At 71.8% G+C, this 20,567-nt stretch carries 14 protein-coding genes; 9 read left to right on the top strand and 5 right to left on the bottom strand.

Translation table 11 applies throughout. The features are described from left to right. Positions 1 to 23: 23 nt before the first annotated feature. The 7 genes from ABD297_RS18115 to ABD297_RS18085 all read left to right on the top strand — a co-directional run bounded on the left by ABD297_RS18115 (position 24) and on the right by ABD297_RS18085 (position 10,590). Positions 24 to 3,806 (top strand): nitrate reductase subunit alpha, encoded by a 3,783-nt coding sequence (locus tag ABD297_RS18115; RefSeq protein ID WP_344256467.1) that lies wholly within the window; start codon positions 24 to 26, stop codon positions 3,804 to 3,806. Then, positions 3,806 to 5,497 carry a nitrate reductase subunit beta gene (gene narH, locus ABD297_RS18110; protein WP_344256466.1) on the top strand — a complete coding sequence of 564 codons (1,692 nt, stop codon included), beginning with the start codon at positions 3,806 to 3,808 and terminating at the stop codon, positions 5,495 to 5,497. The genes ABD297_RS18115 and narH overlap by 1 nt, the downstream gene beginning before the upstream one ends. Then, a complete protein-coding gene (narJ, locus tag ABD297_RS18105) occupies positions 5,494 to 6,183 on the top strand; it encodes a nitrate reductase molybdenum cofactor assembly chaperone (RefSeq protein ID WP_344256465.1) in 690 nt (229 codons plus the stop codon). The genes narH and narJ overlap by 4 nt, the downstream gene beginning before the upstream one ends. Beyond that, complete coding sequence (gene narI, locus ABD297_RS18100) at positions 6,180 to 6,929, top strand: respiratory nitrate reductase subunit gamma (protein ID WP_344256464.1); 750 nt, start codon at positions 6,180 to 6,182, stop codon at positions 6,927 to 6,929. The genes narJ and narI overlap by 4 nt, the downstream gene beginning before the upstream one ends. A 26-nt stretch (positions 6,930 to 6,955) precedes the next feature. Beyond that, the gene (locus ABD297_RS18095; RefSeq protein WP_344256463.1) at positions 6,956 to 8,212 is read left to right on the top strand and encodes an MFS transporter; all 1,257 of its coding nucleotides are present in this window, start codon (positions 6,956 to 6,958) and stop codon (positions 8,210 to 8,212) included. A 139-nt stretch (positions 8,213 to 8,351) separates the two neighbouring features. Beyond that, positions 8,352 to 9,227, top strand: a complete 876-nt coding sequence (locus tag ABD297_RS18090) for a cation efflux transmembrane domain-containing protein (RefSeq protein ID WP_344256526.1) — start codon at positions 8,352 to 8,354, stop codon at positions 9,225 to 9,227. A gap of 142 nt (positions 9,228 to 9,369) precedes the next feature. Beyond that, on the top strand, positions 9,370 to 10,590 hold the full coding sequence (locus tag ABD297_RS18085) for a hypothetical protein (RefSeq protein ID WP_344256462.1): 1,221 nt from the start codon (positions 9,370 to 9,372) through the stop codon (positions 10,588 to 10,590). 131 nt (positions 10,591 to 10,721) lie between these two features. Here ABD297_RS18085 and ABD297_RS18080 read toward each other — a convergent pair whose 3' ends face one another. The 3 genes from ABD297_RS18080 to asnB are packed head-to-tail and all read right to left on the bottom strand — an operon-like array spanning position 10,722 to position 15,714. Further along, positions 10,722 to 12,014 (bottom strand): YncE family protein, encoded by a 1,293-nt coding sequence (locus ABD297_RS18080; RefSeq protein ID WP_344256461.1) that lies wholly within the window; start codon positions 12,012 to 12,014, stop codon positions 10,722 to 10,724. Next, positions 12,011 to 12,937, bottom strand: coding sequence for a polysaccharide deacetylase family protein (locus ABD297_RS18075; RefSeq protein WP_344256460.1), 927 nt, complete (start codon positions 12,935 to 12,937; stop codon positions 12,011 to 12,013). Before ABD297_RS18075 ends, ABD297_RS18080 begins: the two co-directional genes overlap by 4 nt. Then, positions 12,934 to 15,714 carry an asparagine synthase (glutamine-hydrolyzing) gene (gene asnB, locus ABD297_RS18070; protein ID WP_344256459.1) on the bottom strand — a complete coding sequence of 927 codons (2,781 nt, stop codon included), beginning with the start codon at positions 15,712 to 15,714 and terminating at the stop codon, positions 12,934 to 12,936. Before asnB ends, ABD297_RS18075 begins: the two co-directional genes overlap by 4 nt. A 194-nt stretch (positions 15,715 to 15,908) precedes the next feature. On the opposite strand from asnB, the gene ABD297_RS18065 reads away from it, so the two are divergent. Beyond that, complete coding sequence (locus ABD297_RS18065) at positions 15,909 to 16,973, top strand: acyl-CoA dehydrogenase family protein (RefSeq protein WP_344256458.1); 1,065 nt, start codon at positions 15,909 to 15,911, stop codon at positions 16,971 to 16,973. Further along, positions 16,967 to 18,304, top strand: a complete 1,338-nt coding sequence (locus tag ABD297_RS18060; RefSeq protein WP_344256457.1) for a PIG-L family deacetylase — start codon at positions 16,967 to 16,969, stop codon at positions 18,302 to 18,304. The genes ABD297_RS18065 and ABD297_RS18060 overlap by 7 nt, the downstream gene beginning before the upstream one ends. Before the next feature lie 46 nt (positions 18,305 to 18,350). On the opposite strand, the gene ABD297_RS18055 is transcribed toward ABD297_RS18060, so the two are convergent. Together ABD297_RS18055 and ABD297_RS18050 are read right to left on the bottom strand one after the other, a co-directional pair. Next, entirely contained in the window at positions 18,351 to 18,809 is a 459-nt protein-coding gene (locus ABD297_RS18055; RefSeq protein WP_344256456.1) for an SRPBCC family protein, read from the bottom strand. After that, positions 18,806 to 20,404, bottom strand: coding sequence for a phytoene desaturase family protein (locus ABD297_RS18050; RefSeq protein ID WP_344256455.1), 1,599 nt, complete (start codon positions 20,402 to 20,404; stop codon positions 18,806 to 18,808). The genes ABD297_RS18055 and ABD297_RS18050 overlap by 4 nt, the downstream gene beginning before the upstream one ends. Positions 20,405 to 20,567: the final 163 nt, after the last annotated feature.

Here is a 20,567-nt window from a genome sequence, read left to right as displayed (position 1 = left end):
CTGTCCCACCCCACCGTCCGACCGTGGGAGCGCCCGTGAGCGCCGCCTCCCGTTCCAGCCAGGCGCAGGCCGGCGGCGGTGTCGACGGCCCGGCATCCGCCGCACTGCTCAGGACTGGACGGTTCTTCACGCGGTGGGAGGAGTCCGACGACGGCCGCGCGGTGTTCCGCGAGGGAGGACGCGCCGGCGACGTCTTCTACCGGGACCGCTGGAGCCACGACAAGGTCGTCCGCTCGACCCACGGCGTCAACTGCACCGGCTCCTGCTCGTGGAAGGTCTACGTCAAGGACGGGATCATCACGTGGGAGACGCAGCAGACCGACTACCCCTCGGTGGGCCCCGACCGGCCTGAGTACGAGCCGCGCGGCTGCCCCCGCGGGGCTGCCTTCTCCTGGTACACCTACTCCCCCACGCGCGTGCGCTACCCCTACGTCCGCGGTGTCCTCCTCGAGATGTACCGCGAGGCCAAGGCGCGTCTCGGCGACCCCGTCGCCGCCTGGCACGAGATCACGACCGACCCGGAGAAGCGCCGGCGCTACCAGAGCGCCCGCGGCAAGGGCGGGCTCGTGCGCGCGTCGTGGGGTGAGGCCGTCGAGATCGCCGCCGCCGCCCACGTGCACACGATCAAGGAGTACGGCCCCGACCGCGTCGCCGGCTTCTCCCCGATCCCCGCCATGTCGATGGTGTCGCACTGCGTCGGCACCCGCTTCATCCAGCTCATCGGCGGCGTCATGACGAGCTTCTACGACTGGTACGCCGACCTGCCCGTCGCGAGCCCGCAGGTCTTCGGCGACCAGACCGACGTCCCCGAGTCGGGTGACTGGTGGGATGCGACCTACCTCATGATGTGGGGCTCCAACGTCCCCGTGACGCGCACGCCCGACGCGCACTGGATGGCCGAGGTGCGCTACCGCGGCACGAAGGTCGTCACGGTCAGCCCCGACTACGCCGACAACACGAAGTTCGCCGACGAGTGGATGCCTGCGCAGGCCGGCACCGACGCGGCGCTCGCGATGGCGATGGGCCACGTGCTGCTCAAGGAGTTCTTCGTCGACCGCGAGGTCGACTTCTTCACCGGCTACGTGCGCACCTACAGCGACCTTCCCTTCCTCATCCGCCTCGAGGCCGCCGAGGGTGAGTATGCCGCCACGCCGGGTGACGCGAGCTCCCGCGCCTTGGTGCCCGGCAAGTTCCTCACCGCTGCCGACCTCGCCGCTGACAGCAACGCCTCTGCCGACGAGGACGCTTGGAAGACAGTGCTGCTCGACGCGACGACGGGTCAGCCGGTCGTCCCCAACGGCTCGATGGGCTTCCGCTACGCCGACTCCGGCAAGGGCCGGTGGAACCTCGACCTCGACGGCGTCACACCAGCGCTCACCATGGCCGGCGACGCCGCAGAGGCGGTCGAGGTGCTGCTCCCGGCCTTCGTCGAACCGGACGGCACCGGGTCGGTGCTGCGTCGTGGCGTGCCGGCCCGTCGGGTCGGCGGTCACCTCGTGACGACCGTCTACGACCTGATGCTCGCCCAGTACGGCGTCGAGCGCCCGGGCCTGCCCGGCAGCTGGCCCACCGGCTACGACGACGTGTCCGAGCCCTACACGCCCGCGTGGCAGGCGGAGATCACCGGCGTCCCCGCCGAGCAGTGCATCCGCATCGCCCGCGAGTTCGCGACGAACTCCGAGCAGTCACAAGGCCGCTCGATGATCATCATGGGCGCCGGCATCTGCCAGTGGTTCCACGGCGATGCCACCTACCGGGCCATCCTCTCGCTTCTCGTGCTCACCGGCTGCATGGGCCGCAACGGCGGTGGCTGGGCGCACTACGTCGGCCAGGAGAAGTGCCGGCCCATCACCGGCTGGATCTCGCTCGCCAACGCTCTCGACTGGGGCAGGCCGCCACGGACCATGACCGGCACGTCGTACTGGTACATGCACACCGACCAGTGGCGCAACGACGGCTACTCCGCTGACTCGCTGAACTCGCCTCTCGCCAGAGGACATCTGGCCGGCAAGCACACCGCCGACACCATCGCGCAGTCCGCCCGGATGGGGTGGATGCCGTTCTACCCCCAGTTCGGCACCAACCCGCTGCAGGTGGCCGAGGACGCCGAGGCCGCCGTCGAGGCGGGCGCCGCCCCCAACCCCGCGGCATACGTGGCCGGTGCCCTGCACGACGGGTCCCTGACCTCGGCCATCGAGGACGTCGACGCCCCGGAGAACTGGCCGCGCACCCTGGTGCTCTGGCGCAGCAACCTCATGGGCTCCTCGGCCAAGGGCAACGAGTACTTCCTGCGCAACCTGCTCGGCACCCACCACAACGTCATGGGCAGCGAGAACCCCAACGCGCCGAGGCCGTCCGAGGTGAAGTGGCACGACGCGGCACCCGAGGGCAAGCTCGACCTGCTCCTGTCGGCCGACTTCCGCATGACGTCGACGACGCTGCTGTCGGACATCGTGCTGCCGGCGGCGACGTGGTACGAGAAGCACGACCTCAGCTCGACCGACATGCACCCGTTCGTGCACGCCTTCACCCCGGCCATCGACCCGCCGTGGGAGGCCAAGAGCGACTTCGAGCTGTTCCACCTGCTCGCCGAGAAGCTCTCGGACCTCGCCCGCACCCATCTGGGCGTGCGCAAGGACCTCGTCAGCGTGCCGCTCATGCACGACACCACCGGCGAGACCGCGCAGCCGGGCGGCCGAGCGATCGACTGGCGCACGACCGGGCAGCCCGGAACTCCGGGGAGGACGATGCCCGTCTTCCAGGTCGTCGAGCGGGACTACACCGCGATCGCCGAGAAGCTCGCGACCGTGGGCCCGCTGGCGGACACCCTCGGCTTCACCGTCAAGAACGTCACCTACCGGGTCGTCGAGGAGGTGGCCCGCCTCGGCGCCAAGAACGGCGTCATGCTCGGCGGCGCCGGTGACGGTCGACCCGCGATCGACACCGACGCCAAGCTCGCCGAGGCGATCCTCACCTTCTCCGGCACGACGAACGGCCACCTCGCGGTGCAGGGCTTCCGCACCCTCGAGGAGCGGGTCGGCAAGAGGCTCGTCGACCTCGCCGAGGGCTCCGAGGAGAAGCGGATCACCTTCGCGGACACGCAGGTCCAGCCGGTGCCGGTCATCACCTCGCCGGAGTGGTCGGGCTCCGAGACCGGGGGCCGGCGCTACGCCCCCTTCACCGTCAACATCGAACGCCTGAAGCCGTTCCACACCCTGACCGGTCGCATGCACTTCTACCTCGACCACGACTGGATGCAGGACGTCGGCGAGGCCCTGCCGATCTACCGGCCACCCCTCGACATGCACCGGCTCTTCGGCGAACCGAGGCTCGGTGCCGACGGCGGCAAGCAGGTGACGGTGCGCTACCTGACGCCGCACTCGAAGTGGTCGATCCACTCGGAGTACCAGGACAACCTGCTGATGCTCTCGCTCTCGCGTGGCGGCCCCACCGTCTGGATGAGTCCCCAGGACGCCGGCTCCATCGACGTCGCCGACAACGACTGGGTCGAGTGCGTCAACGACAACGGCGTGCTCGTCGGACGCGCCATCGTCAGCCACCGGATGCCGGAGGGCGTCGTCTACGTCCACCACGCCCAGGAGCGCACCATCGACGTCCCGAAGTCCGAGGCCACCGGTCGCCGCGGCGGCATCCACAACTCCGTGACGCGTCTGCTCGTCAAGCCGACCCACCTCATCGGCGGCTACGCCCAGCTGTCCTACACCTTCAACTACCTCGGCCCGACCGGGAACCAGCGCGACATGGTCTCGACGGTGCGCAAGCGCTCGCAGGAGGTGACGTACTGATGCGTGTCATGGCCCAGATGGGCATGGTGATGAACCTCGACAAGTGCATCGGGTGCCACACGTGCTCGGTCACGTGCAAGCAGGCGTGGACCAACCGCGCCGGGACCGAGTACGTCTGGTTCAACAACGTCGAGACCCGCCCGGGACAGGGCTACCCGCGCCGCTACGAGGACCAGGAGACGTGGAAGGGCGGCTGGACGCTGACGCACCGGGGAAGCCTGAAGCTCAAGGCCGGCGGCCGCGTGCAGAAGCTGCTCGGCATCTTCGCCAGCCCGGTGCAGCCGAAGCTCGCCGACTACTACGAGCCGTGGACGTACGACTACCAGACGCTCGTCGAGGCACCGCTCGGCGACGACTTCCCGGTCGCGCGGCCCAAGTCGCTCATCACCGGCGAGAACACGAAGATCACGTGGTCGGCCAACTGGGACGACAACCTCGGCGGCGCGAGCGAGATGGGCCAGCTCGACCCGATCGTCGCCAAGCTCAACGAGTCGGTGCGCCGCGAGTCCGAGGAGAAGGTCCGCTTCGAGCTCGAGCGGACGTTCATGTTCTACCTCCCCCGCATCTGCGAGCACTGCCTAAACCCCTCGTGCATGGCGTCGTGCCCGTCCGGCGCGATCTACAAGCGCGAGGAGGACGGCATCGTCCTCGTCGACCAGGACCGGTGCCGCGGCTGGCGCCAGTGCATCACCGGCTGCCCGTACAAGAAGATCTACTTCAACCACAAGAGCGGCAAGGCCGAGAAGTGCACCTTCTGCTACCCGCGCGTCGAGGTCGGCCTGCCGACCGTCTGCTCCGAGACGTGCGTCGGGCGGCTGCGCTACCTCGGGCTCTTCCTCTACGACGTCGACCGGGTGACGGCTGCGGCAGCGACCCCCGACGAGTCTGACCTGTACGAGGCGCAGCTCGACCTCCTGCTCGACCCGAGCGACCCCGAGGTCATCGCGGCGGCCCGGCGCGACGGCATACCCGACGACTGGATGGACGCCGCGCGGAGGTCACCGGTCTACGCGCTCGCCAAGAAGTACCGCGTCGCCCTGCCCCTGCACCCGGAGTACCGCACCATGCCGATGGTCTGGTACGTCCCGCCGCTGTCTCCGGTCGTGGATCTGCTTGCGGCACAGGGACATGACGCCGAGGACCAAGGCGTGCTCTTCGGCGCGATCGAGTCCCTGCGCATCCCCGTCGACTACCTCGCCGAGCTCTTCACCGCCGGGCGCACCGACATCGTCACGGAAGTGCTCCGCAAGCTCGCCGCAATGCGCGCCTACATGCGTGACGTCTCGCTCGGGCGCGACGGGGACCCCTCGATCCCGGCCGCGGTCGGCCTCGACGAGGAGACGCTCTACGAGATGTACCGCCTCATGGCGATCGCCAAGTACGACGAGCGCTACGTCATCCCCACTGCCCACGTCGAGCGCGCCCACGAGCTCGAGGAGATCGGCTGCTCGCTCGACTTCGACGAGGGGCCGGGCATGTACGAGTCCGGACCGTTCGGTGAGGCAAGCGGACGACCCACACCCGTGGCCGTCGAGACGTTCAACGCGCTCAAGCAGCGACAGACGACCGACTCGGCGGTCACGGCCACGGCGCCCGGTGAGCTGAGCGGGCGGGTCAACCTGCTCAACTGGGACGGGCGGGGAGCACCGCCCGGGCTCTTCCCCGACGAGAACCGTGGGGGGACCTCGTGATCGGGCTGCGCCGTCGCCGTCCCACGCCCGAGGACCACCGGGTCGTGCACCTCGTCGCAGCCGCGTGCCTCGACTACCCCAGCGCGGAGCTGCTGACACGCCTTCCTGCCTTCCGCGCGGCCCTCGACGAGCAGGGCGACTCGGCAGGCGCGCAGGACCTGCTCCCCATGCTGACGCACCTCGGGGGCGACGACCTCGAGAGCCTGCAGCGCACCTACGTCGACACCTTCGACCTCAGTCGCAAGCACGCGCTCTACCTGTCGTACTGGACCGACGGGGACACCCGCCGACGCGGGGAGGTGCTGGGTCGGTTCAAGACGGCATACCGCAGCAGTGGAGCCGTCGTCGACACCCACGGCGAGCTGCCCGACTACCTCCCCATGGTGCTCGAGTTCGCGGCCCGGGTGGATGCCGACGCGGGGTGCGCCCTCCTCCAGGAGTATCGCGCCAGCCTCGAGCTGCTCCGGATCGCCTTGCAGGAGAAGCAGAGTGCGTATGCCGGTGCCGTCGTCGCCGTGTGCGCGACGCTGCCCGGGGAGTCCCCGCACGACCGCGCTGCAGTCATGGAGATGGTCGGGCTGACCGGGCCCCATCCGACCGAGACGGTCGGGCTCGAGCCCTACGACCCCAGGCTGCTGCCGCTGCAGCCCGTCCCGTCGGCGGCGACGTCGGGAGGCCGGCCGTGAGCACCTTCCTCTGGGGCGTCCTGCCCTACCTCTGCGTCGCCAGCCTCGTGGGCGGCACGGTGTGGCGCTACCGCTACGACAAGTTCGGCTGGACGACCCGCTCGTCGCAGCTCTACGAGTCGCGGCTGCTGCGCATCGGCTCGCCCCTCTTCCACTTCGGCATCCTGCTCGTCTTCTTCGGGCACGTCGGTGGGCTCGTCATCCCCGAGTCGTGGACCGACGCGGTGGGCGTGAGCGAGGGGCTGTACCACTTCAACGCCCTGCTCTTCGGCGGGATCGCCGGGGTGTGCACGCTGGCCGGCATCCTCATCCTCGTCTACCGCCGCCGCACGACCGGCCCCGTCTTCATGGCGACGACGAGGAACGACAAGCTGATGTACGTCCTGCTGGTCGCCGCCATCGTGCTCGGGCTCTGGACCACCCTCGTCAGCGTCGGCGCGGGCAGCGAGGCGCACAACTACCGCGAGACCGTGTCGCCGTGGTTCCGGTCGGTCTTCCTCCTGCGGCCCGACGTCGCCTCCATGGCGGCCGCCCCGATCCAGTTCCACGTGCACGCGATCGTCGGCATGCTCCTCTTCGCGCTGTGGCCGTTCACGCGGCTCGTGCACGCCTTCACCGCACCGCTGCACTACCTCTTCCGTCCCTACATCGTCTACCGGTCCCGAGACCGGCAGACCTCCGGCAACCGGGCCAGCCGTCCCGGCTGGAGCGGGGTCGGCACCACGGACCGCGACCGTCGCCGCTGAGCGATCCCCCTCACCCAGGAGCCACCATGAGCCAGACCGCGGCCACGCCGTCGACACCTCCCGCGGACGCCGCACCGGACCTGTCCGGTCAGAACCGCAACCTCGCCCTCGCACTGTTCGCCTTCACCATCACGTTCTGGGCCTGGAACATCATCGGACCGCTCGGCGTGCGCTACACGGGCCAGATGGGCCTCAGCAGCAGCCAGAAGGCCCTGCTCGTCGCCACCCCGGTGCTCGTCGGCTCCGTTGGCCGCATCCCCGTCGGGGCTCTGACCGACCGGTTCGGCGGGCGCGTCATGTTCCCCGTCCTCACCGTCGCCAGCATCCCGTTCGTGCTGCTCGTCGCCGTGGCCGGCAACGCCCACTCGTTCCCGCTCATGCTCCTCTTCGGCTTCTTCCTCGGGATCGCCGGCACGACCTTCGCCATCGGGATCCCCTTCGTCAACGCGTGGTTCCGCGCCGACCGGCGCGGGTTCGCCACCGGCGTCTTCGGTGCCGGCATGGGCGGGACCGCGCTGTCGGCCTTCTTCACGCCGCGCTTCGTCACGTGGTTCGGCTACACGACGACGCACGTCATCCTCGCAGTCGCTCTCGCCGCGACCGCGGCGATCTGCTGGACGTGGATGCGCAACTCGCCGGTATGGCGGCCCAACACCGACCCGGTCATGCCCAAGCTGGCCGCCGCCCTGAAGCTGCCGATCACCTGGCAGATGTCGTTCCTGTATGCCGTGGCCTTCGGGGGCTTCGTCGCCTTCTCCACCTACCTGCCGACCTACCTCAAGGACGTCTACTCCTTCGACCTCACGGCGGCCGGCACCCGCACGGCCGGCTTCGCCATCGCCGCCGTGCTGGCCCGTCCGATCGGCGGCATCCTCAGCGACCGCATCGGCCCACGCACCGTGCTCGGCATCTCGTTGGCCGGCACCACCGTCATGGCCGTCGTCCTCGCGCTGCGACCCCCGCTCGAGCTGCCGGCAGGCCTGTCGTTCGTGGCGATCGCCTTCTTCCTCGGCCTCGGCACCGGCGGCGTCTTCGCCTGGGTGGCCAAGGCGGCGCCGGCGGAGCGGGTGGGCAGCGTCACCGGACTCGTCGGCGCCGCGGGCGGCCTCGGTGGCTACTTCCCGCCCCTCGTGCTCGGCGCCACCTACGAGAAGCTGCTCCCCCAGTACGGCGTCGGGCTCGTGCTCCTCGCGGTCGTCGCCGCGTCGGCACTCCTCTTCTCGCAGATGGGGATCCGTTCGGCCGCCACGAGCTCACCGGAGCGCCGTTCCCGTCGGGCGTGAGCCACGTCCGTGCGCCGGGCCGATGGCCCGGTGAGCGGACGTGCGAGAGTCGCCAGGCACGCGAGGGCCGCCACGGTGAACGCGCTCGACGCGCGGGACCCGATCGGACCGGGCAGGCGGTACCGACCCCGACCGGGCGCTGCGCGTCTCGATCGCGGCCGGAGCCGTCTCGGGGGTCCTCGCCATCGTGTGGGGCCTGCTCTCGGGCACGCGCGTCATCCTCTTCGACGGCGTCTCTGCGGGGATCGGCCTCGTCATGAGCGTGTTCGCCCTGCGCGCCGCGCAGGCCGCAGAGCGCGGTGAGAGCGACCGCTTCCCCTACGGTCGGCAGTCGGTGCTCCCCCTCACGATCGGGCTGCAGGGCGTCGCGAGGCTCGGCTTCACGGCATACGCCGTCACGGACGCGGTGCTTGTCATCGCGGTCGGAGGGGACGACGTCTCGACGGGCTCGGCGACGCTCTACGCGGTCGTGGCGACGGCCCTGTGCCTGCTGACCTGGCTCTGGCTCCGGCGGCGGGCCGGAGCGAGCGAGCTCGTCGCCGCCGAGGTCGTCGGCTGGCGGATCGCAAGCCTCCTGTCGGCCGCGATCCTGTGCGGGTTCCTCCTCGTGACAGCGCTGCCCGCCGGAGACGTCAAGGACACGGCATCGGCCCTCGTGGACCCCGTCCTCGTCATCGTCGTGTCGCTCCTGGTGCTCCCGGCGCCCGTCGGGTTCGTCCGGACGATGCTGCGCGAGCTGCTCGAGATGACGCCTCCCCCACACATCGAGGAGCCGGCGAGAAAGGCGGTCACCGAGGTGTGCGCGGCCATGGACCTGCCCGACCCGGTGATCCGGATGTTGAAGACCGGCGGACGCCTCTACGTCGAGGTCGACCACGTCGTGTCACCCGGCCAGTGGGACGTCGCCGACATCGACCGGCTGCGGCAAGCCCTCGCCGAACGGCTGCGCAGCACCGCCGTCACCGCGTGGATCAACGTCGAGCTGTCCTGCGACCCCGCCTGGCAGCAGGGCTGAGCGCCGGAAACGGTGCGGATCACCCACCGAGGGGGAATCCGCGCGCCGCCGGCTCCGGCACGCTCGGAGCACCACCCACGACCCACCCGACCCACTCCCCCACCCCACGACCCACCGACACCACGAGGAAGCTGAGGCCGCCGTGAACCCGGTGCACGCGTTCGTCATCGTCATGCTCGTCTGGACCGTCAGCGACCTCGTCGCCAAGAGGACCCAGTCGCTGCTGTCGTCGCTATTCGTCGCCTCGATCATCTTCCTCGTCGGCTTCCTCACCGGGATCTTCCCCGAGGACCTGCTCGCCAGCTCGAGCCTGCTCGCCCTCGCCGGGGTGGTCGTCGGCTTCGTCATCGTGCACCTCGGCACGATGATCAGCCTCGACGACTTCAAGAAGCAGTGGAAGACGCTGCTCGTCGGCATCGTCACGGTGATCGGCATCGGGCTGGCCCTGCTGCTTGCGGGATTCATCTTCGGACCGCGCATCTCCGGCTCGGCGGCCGACGGCTACGCGCAGGCCCTCGACTTCGTCATCGCCGGCACCGGCGCCCTGAGCGGGGGCACGATCTCGGTGCTCATCGTCCAGGAGGCCGCCCTCGGCGTCGGCCTGACGAGCATCGCCGTCTTCCCGGTGCTCATCGCCGCGCTCCAGGGCCTCATCGGCTTCCCGCTCACCTCGGTGATCCTGCGCAAGGAGGCCGCTCGGCTCAAGGCGGAGTACCGGGCCGGGACGCTGACACCCGTGGAGGTCAGCGGCGACGAGACGGGCCAGAACGAGGCGCAGCAGTCACGGCTGCCCGCTCCCCTGCGCACGACGGCCGGGACGCTCTTCGTCGTCGGCGTCGTCGTCCTCGTCAGCCTCGGCGTCAACAACCTGACCGACGGGATCCTCAACACCTTCGTCGTCGCCCTCATCCTGGGCATCACCCTGCGAACGACGCGAATCCTCAAGCCGTCGGTCCTCTCGGGCATCGATGCCTTCGGCCTCATGATGATCGCCATCATGATCCTCGTCTTCGGACCGCTCGCCACCGTCAAGCCCTCGGACGTGGGTGCCCTCGCCGGCCCCCTGCTCATCGCGTTCGTCTTCGGCGTGGTCGGGATCGCCGGCTTCTCCGCCCTCGTCGGCAAGCTGCTCGGCTACAGCGTCCCCATGTCGGTGGCCATCGGGCTCACCTCGCTCTACGGCTTCCCCGGCACGATGATCCTGTCGCAGGAGGCCGCCAAGGGCGCCGGGGAGACCCCTGAGGAGGTCGCCACCATCGAGCACGAGATCCTGCCGAAGATGATCGTCGCCGGCTTCTCCACGGTGACCATCACGTCCGTCGTCATCACGAGCATCATCGCCGGCCGCATCGGCGGGGGCTGACGCCCGGTCGAGGGGTCGACGGCGACACCCCAGGCACGACGGAGGGACCGGGACGACGGAGGGACCGGGACGACGGAGGGACCGGGACGACGTCCCGGTCCCTCCGTCGCCGACGTGTGCTGCGGGGTCGGTCAGCGCATGTTGCCCGTGTGGCCCAGCGAGAAGCGGCCGGGCTGGGGCCAGACGAGCAGCCCGTGCGGTCCCGGTCGTACCGGGATCGTGTGGGTCACCCGGCCGGTGACGGTGTCGATGACGTAGACAACGGAGTCGTAGCGTCCGGAGAACCACAGCTCGCGACCATTGGCGGTCACACCACCCATGTCCGGTGAGCCGCCGGGGATCGCCCACTTGGCCAGTCGGCGCAGGGTGTCGGCGTCGAGCACGCTGACGCTGCCCTCGTCCCGGTTGCTGACGAAGATGCGGCGGGCGTCGCGGGAGGGGTAGATCCCGTGGGCGCCACGCCCGGTGGGCACGAAGCGGGTGATCGTGAAGGTCGTGGCGTCGATGACCCACACGCCGTTGCGCAGCATGTCGGCCGCGAGGAAGGACCGGCCGTCGGGCGAGAGCCGGACGTCCTGCGGCATCGAGCTCGCACCCGCAGCCAGCGTCGCTGCCGGGCCCCCCATCGAGCGCGCCATCGCCGGGTCGGTGGCGCCCGGGGTCTTGACCTTGTTGAGGTCGATCATGCGGATGACCTTGGTCGCCGAGGCGTCGATCTCGGCGAGCTGGCCGCTGAACTCGCAGCTGACGAGCAGCTTGGTGAGGTCAGCGGTGAAGTCGGCGTGGTTGATCCCCTTGCAGGGCACGGGCAACGACCGCTTCAGGGCCATCGTGTGGGCGTCGCGCACGTCGATCCGGCGCAACCTCTCCGCCATGACGAGCGCGTTCTTGCCGTCGGGCGTGAAGTAGAGGTTGTAGGGGTCGAGCACCGGGACGGGCTTGCCGACCTTGCCGGTCCTCGGGTCGATCGGCGTCAGGGCGTTGCCCGCGTCGCTGTTGACCCACAGGCGGCGTAGGTCGGGCGACGGGACCACGTGCTCGGGCGAGCGCGGAACGGCTCGCGTGGAGATGACGGCATACGTCCTCGGGTCGATGATCTGGACGGTGCCTGACTGCTGGTTCGGCACGTAGACGAGGGGTCGCGCCTGGCGCGCCTCGGCCGACAGGTCACCTGCGCCGGTGAGGGCGTAGGGCCCCGGCGGCGTGGGCGACGCGGAGGGCGTCGCGCCGGCGGTGGTGCTCGGGCTGGACCCGGCGGCGACGCCGGAGCGGGCCGTCGCGGCGGCGGTGGCGGCAGGGGTGTCGGTCGCGGACGTCTGTGCCACCGAGCAGCCCGAGACGACCGAGGTCACCCCGAGGACGACGAGGGCCGTCAGCGCCGCGGCGGCACGCGGGCGCGACGGTGTCCGGGTCGAGCCGATCATGCGAGCAGCTCCGTCACCGTGACCGCGCGCAGCCCGCGGGACCGCAGGCCGGCGAGTATGCCGGGCAGCGCGGCCACCGTGCCCTCGTGACCGAGGTGGAGGCTGACGATGCTGCCGGCGCGGACCGCGGCGAGCGTGCGCGACTCCACGGCCGCAGCGCCGGGGTCGAGGTAGTCCTGCGGGTCGACGTCGTAGGAGATGCACCGCAGGTATCCGGCGGTGCGGGCGGCGGCGCGGATGACCGGCGTGCTCGTCGGCGTGCCGGAGGGGCGGAAGAGGAGCCCGGCGGTCCCGCGCACGGCGGCGACCTGGGCTGCTCCCTTGCCCACCTCGGCGTCGGCCTCGGATGCGGAGAGGTGGCGCATGGGCTGGTGGCTCCAGGTGTGGTTGCCCAGGTCGTGACCGGCGGCGAGGATCGCCTTGCCCAGACCCGGGTTCGCCTGCAGCCACTGGCCGACGGCGAAGACGGTGAGGTGCGCGTCGTGGGCCCGCGCGATCTCGAGGACGGCGGTGGTGCGCGCGGGCACCCCGGCCCCGTGGAAGGTCAGGGCGACGGCCGGGACGTCGCGCGGCCCCGAGCTGATGTCGGGTCCGGCGGCGGCGAGGACGGCGTCACGTCCCTTGGCCGGAGCAGCGCTGGTGCTGCTGGTGCCTCCGGCGGTCGCCGTGGCTGAGCCGGTCGGGCCGGTCCCTGCTGCCGAGGTGGCGCCGGCGGAGCTTCGTGCCGCGGACGCCTCTCCGGCGCCCCCGTCACCTGCCGCGGAGCACGCGGCGACACCGATCGAGCCGATGGCACCGGCGGCCGCAGCGAGGACGGCGCGACGGGTCGTGCCCGACGGGACCCGGTCGGGGCCGGCGGTCGACCCGGACGGGTCGACGTCGCCACCGTCGGGCACGTGGCCCTCCGGACGGGATGGGGTCATGCGGACAGTCCTGTCGTGGGTCGTGCGTGGGAGCCGGCGGCGTCCTGCGGGTCCGGCTGTGGCCGGACGCTGTCGAGGACCACGGCGAGGGGCGTCTGCTGCGATCCCTGGCCGAGCGGGTTGTCGCCGAACATCTGCTCGAGGCGCCCGACCGGGGTCGTGGCGTCGGTGCCGAGGACGTTGCAGCCGAGGTCGTTGGCGTCGACGACGACGGTGCCGGCGAACGTCGCGGCCAGGGCGGGCGGCACGGCCGCACGGATCGCCGTCGAGAGCGTCGCCGCCACGGTGGAGGGGTCCTTCGGCCCGAGCTTGGCCGACATGTTCGCCGGGGCCACGGAGTACTCGGTGGGCCCGTCGATGGCTCGGACGTCGCTGCCGGCGACGGTGTAGAAGACGCCACGCCGGCCGACGAGGCGACCGACGCCGCCTGCCGCCGCAGCGACGAGCACCCGCGGCAGGCCGACCTCGTCGATGGCGAGCTGCATCGTGAAGGGCGAGCCCAGCCCGATGCCGGCGGGAGTGCGCGTGACGTGACGGCTCAGCAGACGGGCCGACCGGCTCACCGGGATGTCCCACACGTAGAACGAGCGGCGTTGCGTGGTCGCGACGACCTTCTCGGAGATGAAGACGTACCAGCGGTCGAAGGAGGAGCCCGAGACGGCGCGTCCGTCACCTAGCACGTCGAGCCGGGGGCCCACGTGGTCGACCACGAGCTTCGTCAGGTCGTCCGAGGTGGTGACGAGCGGCGTGCGCACGGGGTGGCGTCGGACTGTCGAGCCGTCGGGCAGCACGAGGTCGAGCGACTTGCCGGCGTTGGTCATCGACCCGACGAGCGGCTCGGCCGACTCCTCGGACTCGACGGACGCCGGCTCCTCGATCGACGTGACGGACTCGGCGGACTCGGCGGACTCAGCGGCCGGCTTCGGGTCGATGAACTCGCGCATCCAGAGCTCGACGTTGAGGATGCGCCAGAAGGCCATCGAGTCCAGCGACCCCCCGTTGCTCAGCCACAGCTCGAAGGCGTTGAGCACCTCGGTCCGGTTGAAGTACGGACGGCTCGCGAACGACTCCGACAGGAACACCTGGTAGAAGTACTCGCGCTGCTCGCGGAACCAGTCGTTCTGCGGGCTCGTGAAGCCGATCTTGTTGCGGCGACGCACGATCGAGGCGGGCAGGATGCCCTCCTCCGCGTCGCGCAGCACGGCCTTGTTCCAGCCGTCCTTGATGACCGCGTCGTCGGGCATGGCGAAGACGGCACGCACGAGGTTCGGGTCGAGGAACGGCACGCGCCCCTCGACGGAGAACCGCATCGAGTTGCGGTCCTCGTAGCGCAGCAACGAGGGCAGGGACGCCACGAAGAGGTCGTGCACGAGGCGCTGGCGCAGGTTGGCGCCGCCTGCCACGACGTAGGAGTCGTCGGCGTGGGCCGCCTTGAAGTCGCGGCTCAGCAGCTCCCCGAAGGAGCCGCCGCCCTGCAGGCGGGTGCGCAGTCGCGCCCGCACCACGGTGCTGAGGACGTCACGGGAGGCCAGGACCTCCTTGATGCCGGCCTTGCGGTCGCGGGCCATGAGGCTGCGCAGGTGCGAGACGGTCTGGGGCACGTAGCCGGCGAGCATCTCGTCGGCGCCCTGGCCGTCGAGCATGACCGTGACGTGCTTGCTGGCCTCCTGCATGACGCGGTACTGGGCGTAGGGGCCGGTCGAGACGGTCGGCTCCTCCTGCGTGCGCACGAAGTCGGCGAGGTCGTCGAGCATTTCCGCGGACGTCGGCCGGATCCGGTGCGACTCGACGGCGCCGTGGCAGGCGGCGACGGCGTCGTCGACCCAGCGCTCCTCGTCGTTGCGGTAGCCCGTGAAGACCGCCGAGAACGTCTGCTGCTGGTGCCCGACGGCCTCGGCCGACGCGTCGTGCGCGGTGAGCATGCGGTCGATGCCCACGGCGATCGCCGAGCTGTCGAGGCCACCCGACAGCGAGGTGCCGACGGGCACGTCAGAGCGCAGTCGCAGCGCGATCGACTCGGCCAGGCCCTCACGGAAGGCGGCCACGGTCTCGGGCCCCGCGCCGGTCGGCGGCGGGGTGGCGGCCGCGAGGTCCTGCTGGAGCGTGCTGTACTGGCGGCGCTCGAGGCCCCGCGAGCTGATGGTGGCCATCTCGCCCGGGAGCAGGCGCTCGATGCCGTCGAAGAAGGTCTCGACGCCGTCGTCGTGCACGCGGTGGCGCAGGTAGCGGTAGATGACGCGGTCGTTGGGGGCGGCCTGGTGCCGACCGGTCGCGAGGATGGCCTTGATCTCGCTCGAGAACAGCCACGCCTCGCCCCCGCCGTCGGTGTCCGACACGCGGGCCAGGTGGACCGGCTTGATCCCGAACTGGTCGCGGGCGAGCGTCAGCGTCTGCTCGTCGCGGTCCCAGACGGCGATCGCGAACATCCCGTTGAGGCGGTCGAAGGAATCGGCGCCCCACTCGGCGAACGCGTGCAGGACGACCTCGGTGTCGCTGTGCGTCATGAAGGTGTGCGACAGCGCCTCGAGCTCGGTGCGCAGCGCACGATAGTTGTAGACCTCACCGTTGTAGGCGAGGACGTAGCGACCGTCCGCGGTGGCCATGGGCTGGTGCCCGCCCTCGCGGTCGATGATGGACAGGCGCTGGTGGGCGAGGCCGACAGGACCGTCGACGAACGTCCCCTGGTCATCGGGACCTCGGTGTCTCTGGGCGGTGCCCATCCGCTCGAGCAGACCGTGGTCCGACTCGAGCCCGAAGTATCCGGCAATTCCACACACGTCCAGTCCCTCCAGCAACGATCGTCTGACCCCCATGTCTGACAGACGCGTCTGAAAGGACGCTGAAACTGTGCTGGGAGCGCCGTTGCAGACCAGTTTCCCAGACCGGGCGGGGTCGTGCTCGGTCCTGGGTATGTGTCGCGCATGATCTTGCCCGTCGCCGGATCCGCCCCTGCGGCTGGGGAGCCGATCCCGTGACGGGTGCCGTGCTCCTCGCCCACGACCCCATCGGGACCAGCCCGGTCGAGTCCGTCCTCGAGACCCTGACCGGTCTCACCGACGGCGCGGAACCGACCGCGGCGCTCGCCCTCGTGCGCCGGCACCCCGACGCCTTCCCCCTACCCGGTGGCGGCGCAACCCGCTCGCTCTGGCAGACGCTGGCGTCCGTCGCCGCCGTCAGCCTCACCGCGGCCCGCACCGTGGAGCCGCACCTGGACGCCCTCGCGATCCTCTCCGAGGCGCGTTCGGCGGGGCACCCGGTGCCCGTGACGGGCGACGACGCGACCTGGGGCGTGTTCGCCGCGGAGGGACCGGGCGTACGGCTCGTCGCCACCGGTGCTGGCGAGCACGGCGGTGTCCGGCTTTCCGGCACGAAGCCCTGGTGCTCCCTCGCGGGGAGCCTCTCGCACGCGCTCGTCACCGCCTGGGACAGCGAGACGACGCGACGTTTGTATGCCGTCCCGCTGGGTCCGTCGAACGGCGTGACGGTCCAGCCGTCGGCCTGGCACGCCCGTGGTCTGGCCGACGTGCCCAGCGGGCCGGTGGCCTTCGAGCACTCCGAGGCCGTGCCGGTCGGGCCTCCCGGCTGGTATCTCGAGCGGCCCGGCTTCGCCTGGGGCGGCATGGGGGTGGCGGCGGTCTGGTACGGCGGGGCGGTGGGGGTCGCGCGCCGGCTCCTGCGCACCGGCCGGGCACCGGACCAGCTCGCGCAGATGCACATCGGCGCCGTCGACGCCTCGCTCTGGGCGGCCCGGGCGACGCTCTCCGAGGCCGCGACGCAGGTCGACCGGGGACGCGCGACCGGCGACGCCGGCGCCGCTCTGGCCCTTCGCGTCCGTCACGTCGTGGCCCGTGCGGCCGAGACGGTGCTCGAGCACGTGGGTCACGCGACGGGTCCGGCGCCGCTCGCGCTCGAGGACGACCATGCCGGCCGGGTGGCGGACCTCCAGCTCTACCTCCGGCAGGAGCACGCGGAGCGGGACGAGGCGGCGCTCGGCCGGCACCTGCTCGAGGGCCATCCGTCGGGGGCGCCGTGGTGACACCGGGCGCGGCCTCCACGCCCTCCGCCTCCGGCGCTCCCGCGGATCGGTGGAGCGACCCGCGCGAGGGGCTGCGCGCCGGTCGGCTCGCGCTGCCCGGCGGAGCCACGAGACTCGTCGTCGTCGCCGCCCACCCCGACGAGGCGACGCCGGCGGCTGGGGGCCTCATGGCCGTGGCGGCGAGGGCGGGCCTCGAGGTGGTCGTCGTGCTGCTCACGGACGGGTCGCGCCCCGGCTCCCCGACCGTCGACCCGGAGGAGGAGCGCTCGGGACGCGCCGAGAAGTCGGGGCGCGCCCTCCACGCCCTCGCGGCGGCAGGCACCCTCCAGCAGCTGGGTCTGGCGGACGGGTCCGTCGCCGACCACGAGGAGGCCGTCGTGACCGCCGTCGTGGACCTCGTGGGCGAGGAAGGACGACACACCCTGCTCGTGGCCCCGTGGCGCGACGACGGTGTCGCCGACCACGACGCCGCCGGTCGGGCGGCCGCCGTGGCCGCTCGGCGCACGGACGCGACGCTGTGGGAGTACCCCGTCCGGCTCTGGAACCGTTGCGATCCGGAGACGGCGCCCTGGCCCCATCTGCACGTCCTGCCGCTGCCGGAGGACGTCCGCGAGTCAAAGCGGGCGGCCGTCCCGGGCAACCGCACACAGCCTGCGTCTCTCTCCGACGAGGCAGGGGGCTCCGCAGTGCTGCGCGACGGGATGCCGGAGCACGTCGACGCCCTCGACGAGGCCTTCCTCCTCGGGCTCGAGCCGGTCCGCGACGACAGCCTCGAACGCCTGCACGACTCCGACGCCGACCCGTGGCACGTGCGTTCGAGCTGGTACGAGCAGCGCAAGCGCCTCGTGACGCTGGCTGCGCTCCCGCACCCTCGCTACGGCCGCGGCCTCGAGGTCGGCGGCTCCGTCGGAGCGCTCGCAGCCGACCTGGCCGGGCGATGCGACGAGCTCGTGGTCGTCGACGAGAGCGCGGCGGCGACGGCGGCCGCACGGGCCTCGCTCGACGGGGTGTGCGTCCTGCGGGCGAGCGTCCCCGAGGAGTGGCCGGACGGAGACTTCGACCTCGTCGTCGTCTCGGAGGTGGGCTACTTCCTCAGCCCGGAACGCCTGCGGCGACTGGTCGCCCGGGCCGAGGCGTCGCTGTCCGACGACGGGGTGGTCGTGCTGTGCCACTGGCGCCACCCGGTGCGGGGGTGGCCCCTGGACGGGGCGCGCGTGCACGAGATCTGGCGCGAGGAGTCCGGGCTGCCGGTCGTGGCAACCCACGTCGAGGCGGACTTCCGGCTGGAGGTCCTCACGCGCACCTCGGTCCACCGGGCACGCCCGGAGTGACGGCCTTCGGCGCAGCGGCCGTCATCCTGCCGCGGTCCCGGACGCGTCAGGGAACCAGAGGCTCTGCACCCGTCGAGGGACGCTCGGCGAGGATCGCGAGCCGCCGCAGCGACTCGCGGTTGCGCCGGTCGAGGACGACGTCGCGGGCCGCCTTGGGGACCAACGTGGCGGGTCCCCTGGTGGCGTCCTCCTCCATCGTGACGTCGGTGCCGGTCCCGTTGGGGCGGCACGTGAGGCGCACGATGCCCTCTCCCGAGGGCCAGGCGCGCACCGTGAGCTCGAGCTGGTGGGGGCGGTCGCAGGACCGCACGGTCGTCGCGTCGTCGATGAGCAGCGGCCACGCACCGACGGAGTGGTGGATGTGGGTGCCCTCCGCCGGCCAGCCCTCGGTGACGTCGCGGACGCGCGAGGCGCCGACCACCCACTGGCTGTAGCTCCAGCCGTCGGCGAGCACGTCGAAGACGGCTTCGGGCGTGGCATGGATCGTCCGGGTCGTGGTGCTCATCGAGTCCTCCAGGGGAGTTGGGTCCTGTGGTGCCACAGGGCAGCCCGCGCCGCGTTGGCGCCGCAGGCGCCGTGGACCCCGCCGCCGGGGTGCGCGGACGCCGACGCGAGGTAGAGCCCTCTGACCGGGGTCTCCGGTCGTCCCGACCCTGCGACGGGGCGGAACACGAGCTGCTGGTGGAGTCCCGCGGTGCCGCCGTTGATGGCGCCGCCGACGAGGTTGCCGTTCCGGGACTCGAGCTCGCGCGGACCGAGCACCCGGCGAGCGGTGATGCGGTCCCGGAAGCCTGGGGCGCGGCTCTCGAGGCGCTGCTCGATGCGCTCGGCCATCGCCTCGAGGTCCGCGGCGTCCCATGTTCCCCGCACCTCGGGGAGTCCGGGTCGACCCGCGCCGGCGTCACCCCGAACTCGTTGCGGCACATGGGTGTAGGCCCACAGGGCCTCGTGGCCGCGGGGCACGCGGGTGGGGTCTGAGACGCCCATCTGGCCGACGAGCAGGAAGGGTTGCTCCGGGACGAGGCCGGCCGCCACCTGACCCCCGTAGAGGCTGAGCGCGTCGAGCGAGTCGGCGACGTGCACCGTGCCGGGCGCCGGCGACGGGGCCCCCTCCCACGGGACCGGGCCGTCGAGCGCCCAGTCCACCTTGACCGTCGAGGGGTCCCACTCGAAGCGACCCATCCGACGACGCAGCCGAGCAGGCAGCTCGTCCCACGGCACGAGGCCGCCGTACAGCGCGGGCGCCGACACGTCGGCGAGCACGGCGCGCGAGGCGGAGAGCTCACGAGACGCGGTGCGCACCGCGACCGCGCGACCGTCATGGACGCGTACGCTCTCGGCGCGCTCCCCCAGGCACAGCTCGCCCCCTCGGGAGCGGAGGCGGCGGACCAGTGCCGCCGTGAGCTCGCCGGCACCCCCGCGCGGGACGGGGAAGCCGACGGTCTGGCCGAGGAGAGCGAGCAGCAGACCCATGGCCGCCGACCCGGGCGCCTCGAGCCCGATGTCGGCGTGGGCCGAGTTGCCGGCCACGAGCATCCGGGCCGCCTCGCCGCGGAACAGCTTCTCGGTCAGGCTCCGCGCCGGCATCAGCAGCTCCCGCACCAGCTCGAGACCGCCGGGTCGCAGCACCTGCCGCCCGAACCCGGCTCCGCCGCGGAGCGGGGGGAAGGGGCTCAGCAGGCAGCGCACGAGGTCCTCGCCGACGCGGTCCCACGTCGCGCAGAGGGCGAGCCAGCTGTCCCCGTCACCGGGCGCCTGCTCGTCGAGGCCCGCGGCCGTCGCAGCCCGGTCGCGGTGGAGCACACCCCACCGGCCGTCCGGGAAGGAGTGGCCGAGCACCGACGGCGCCTGGACCCACTCGAGGCCGTGCTCCTCGAGCCGGAGGCCCCGGATGGTCGCCGAGGCGGCGGCGAGCGGGTAGAAGGAGCTGAAGGTGTCGTGGACGAAGCCCGGCGCCACCGAGTCGTCGCTGCGCACGGCCCCGCCCGGGGTCTCCTGCTCCTCGAGCACGACGACCGACCAGCCGGCGTCCACGAGCAGGTTGGCGGCCACGAGGCCGTTGGGCCCGCTGCCGATGACCACGGCATCCGTCGTCGTCACGATGTCCTCTCGTCGATGAGGTCGCCGTACCCGCTGTCCAGCTCGGTCAATCCGGTGCCCCCACCCTCGAAGCGCCGCGGACGCAGCTCGGCACACGGCATACGACACACGGTGGGTGGCCGCCCGTTCGACCTCGCGCGACGTGGGTACGACGAGAGCACCA

The organism is Terrabacter carboxydivorans, assembly GCF_039532035.1.
In the GTDB taxonomy this organism is placed as follows: domain Bacteria; phylum Actinomycetota; class Actinomycetes; order Actinomycetales; family Dermatophilaceae; genus Terrabacter; species Terrabacter carboxydivorans.
This window is presented reverse-complemented; position numbering and strand designations above follow the sequence as displayed.

Coding starts and splice junctions, on each gene's coding strand:
- narH (WP_344256466.1), top strand. CDS start 3,806: ATGCGTGTCATGGCCCAGATGGGCATGGTGATGAACCTCGACAAGTGC.
- ABD297_RS18095 (WP_344256463.1), top strand. CDS start 6,956: ATGAGCCAGACCGCGGCCACGCCGTCGACACCTCCCGCGGACGCCGCA.
- ABD297_RS18080 (WP_344256461.1), bottom strand. CDS start 12,014: ATGATCGGCTCGACCCGGACACCGTCGCGCCCGCGTGCCGCCGCGGCG.
- ABD297_RS18075 (WP_344256460.1), bottom strand. CDS start 12,937: ATGACCCCATCCCGTCCGGAGGGCCACGTGCCCGACGGTGGCGACGTC.
- ABD297_RS18055 (WP_344256456.1), bottom strand. CDS start 18,809: ATGAGCACCACGACCCGGACGATCCATGCCACGCCCGAAGCCGTCTTC.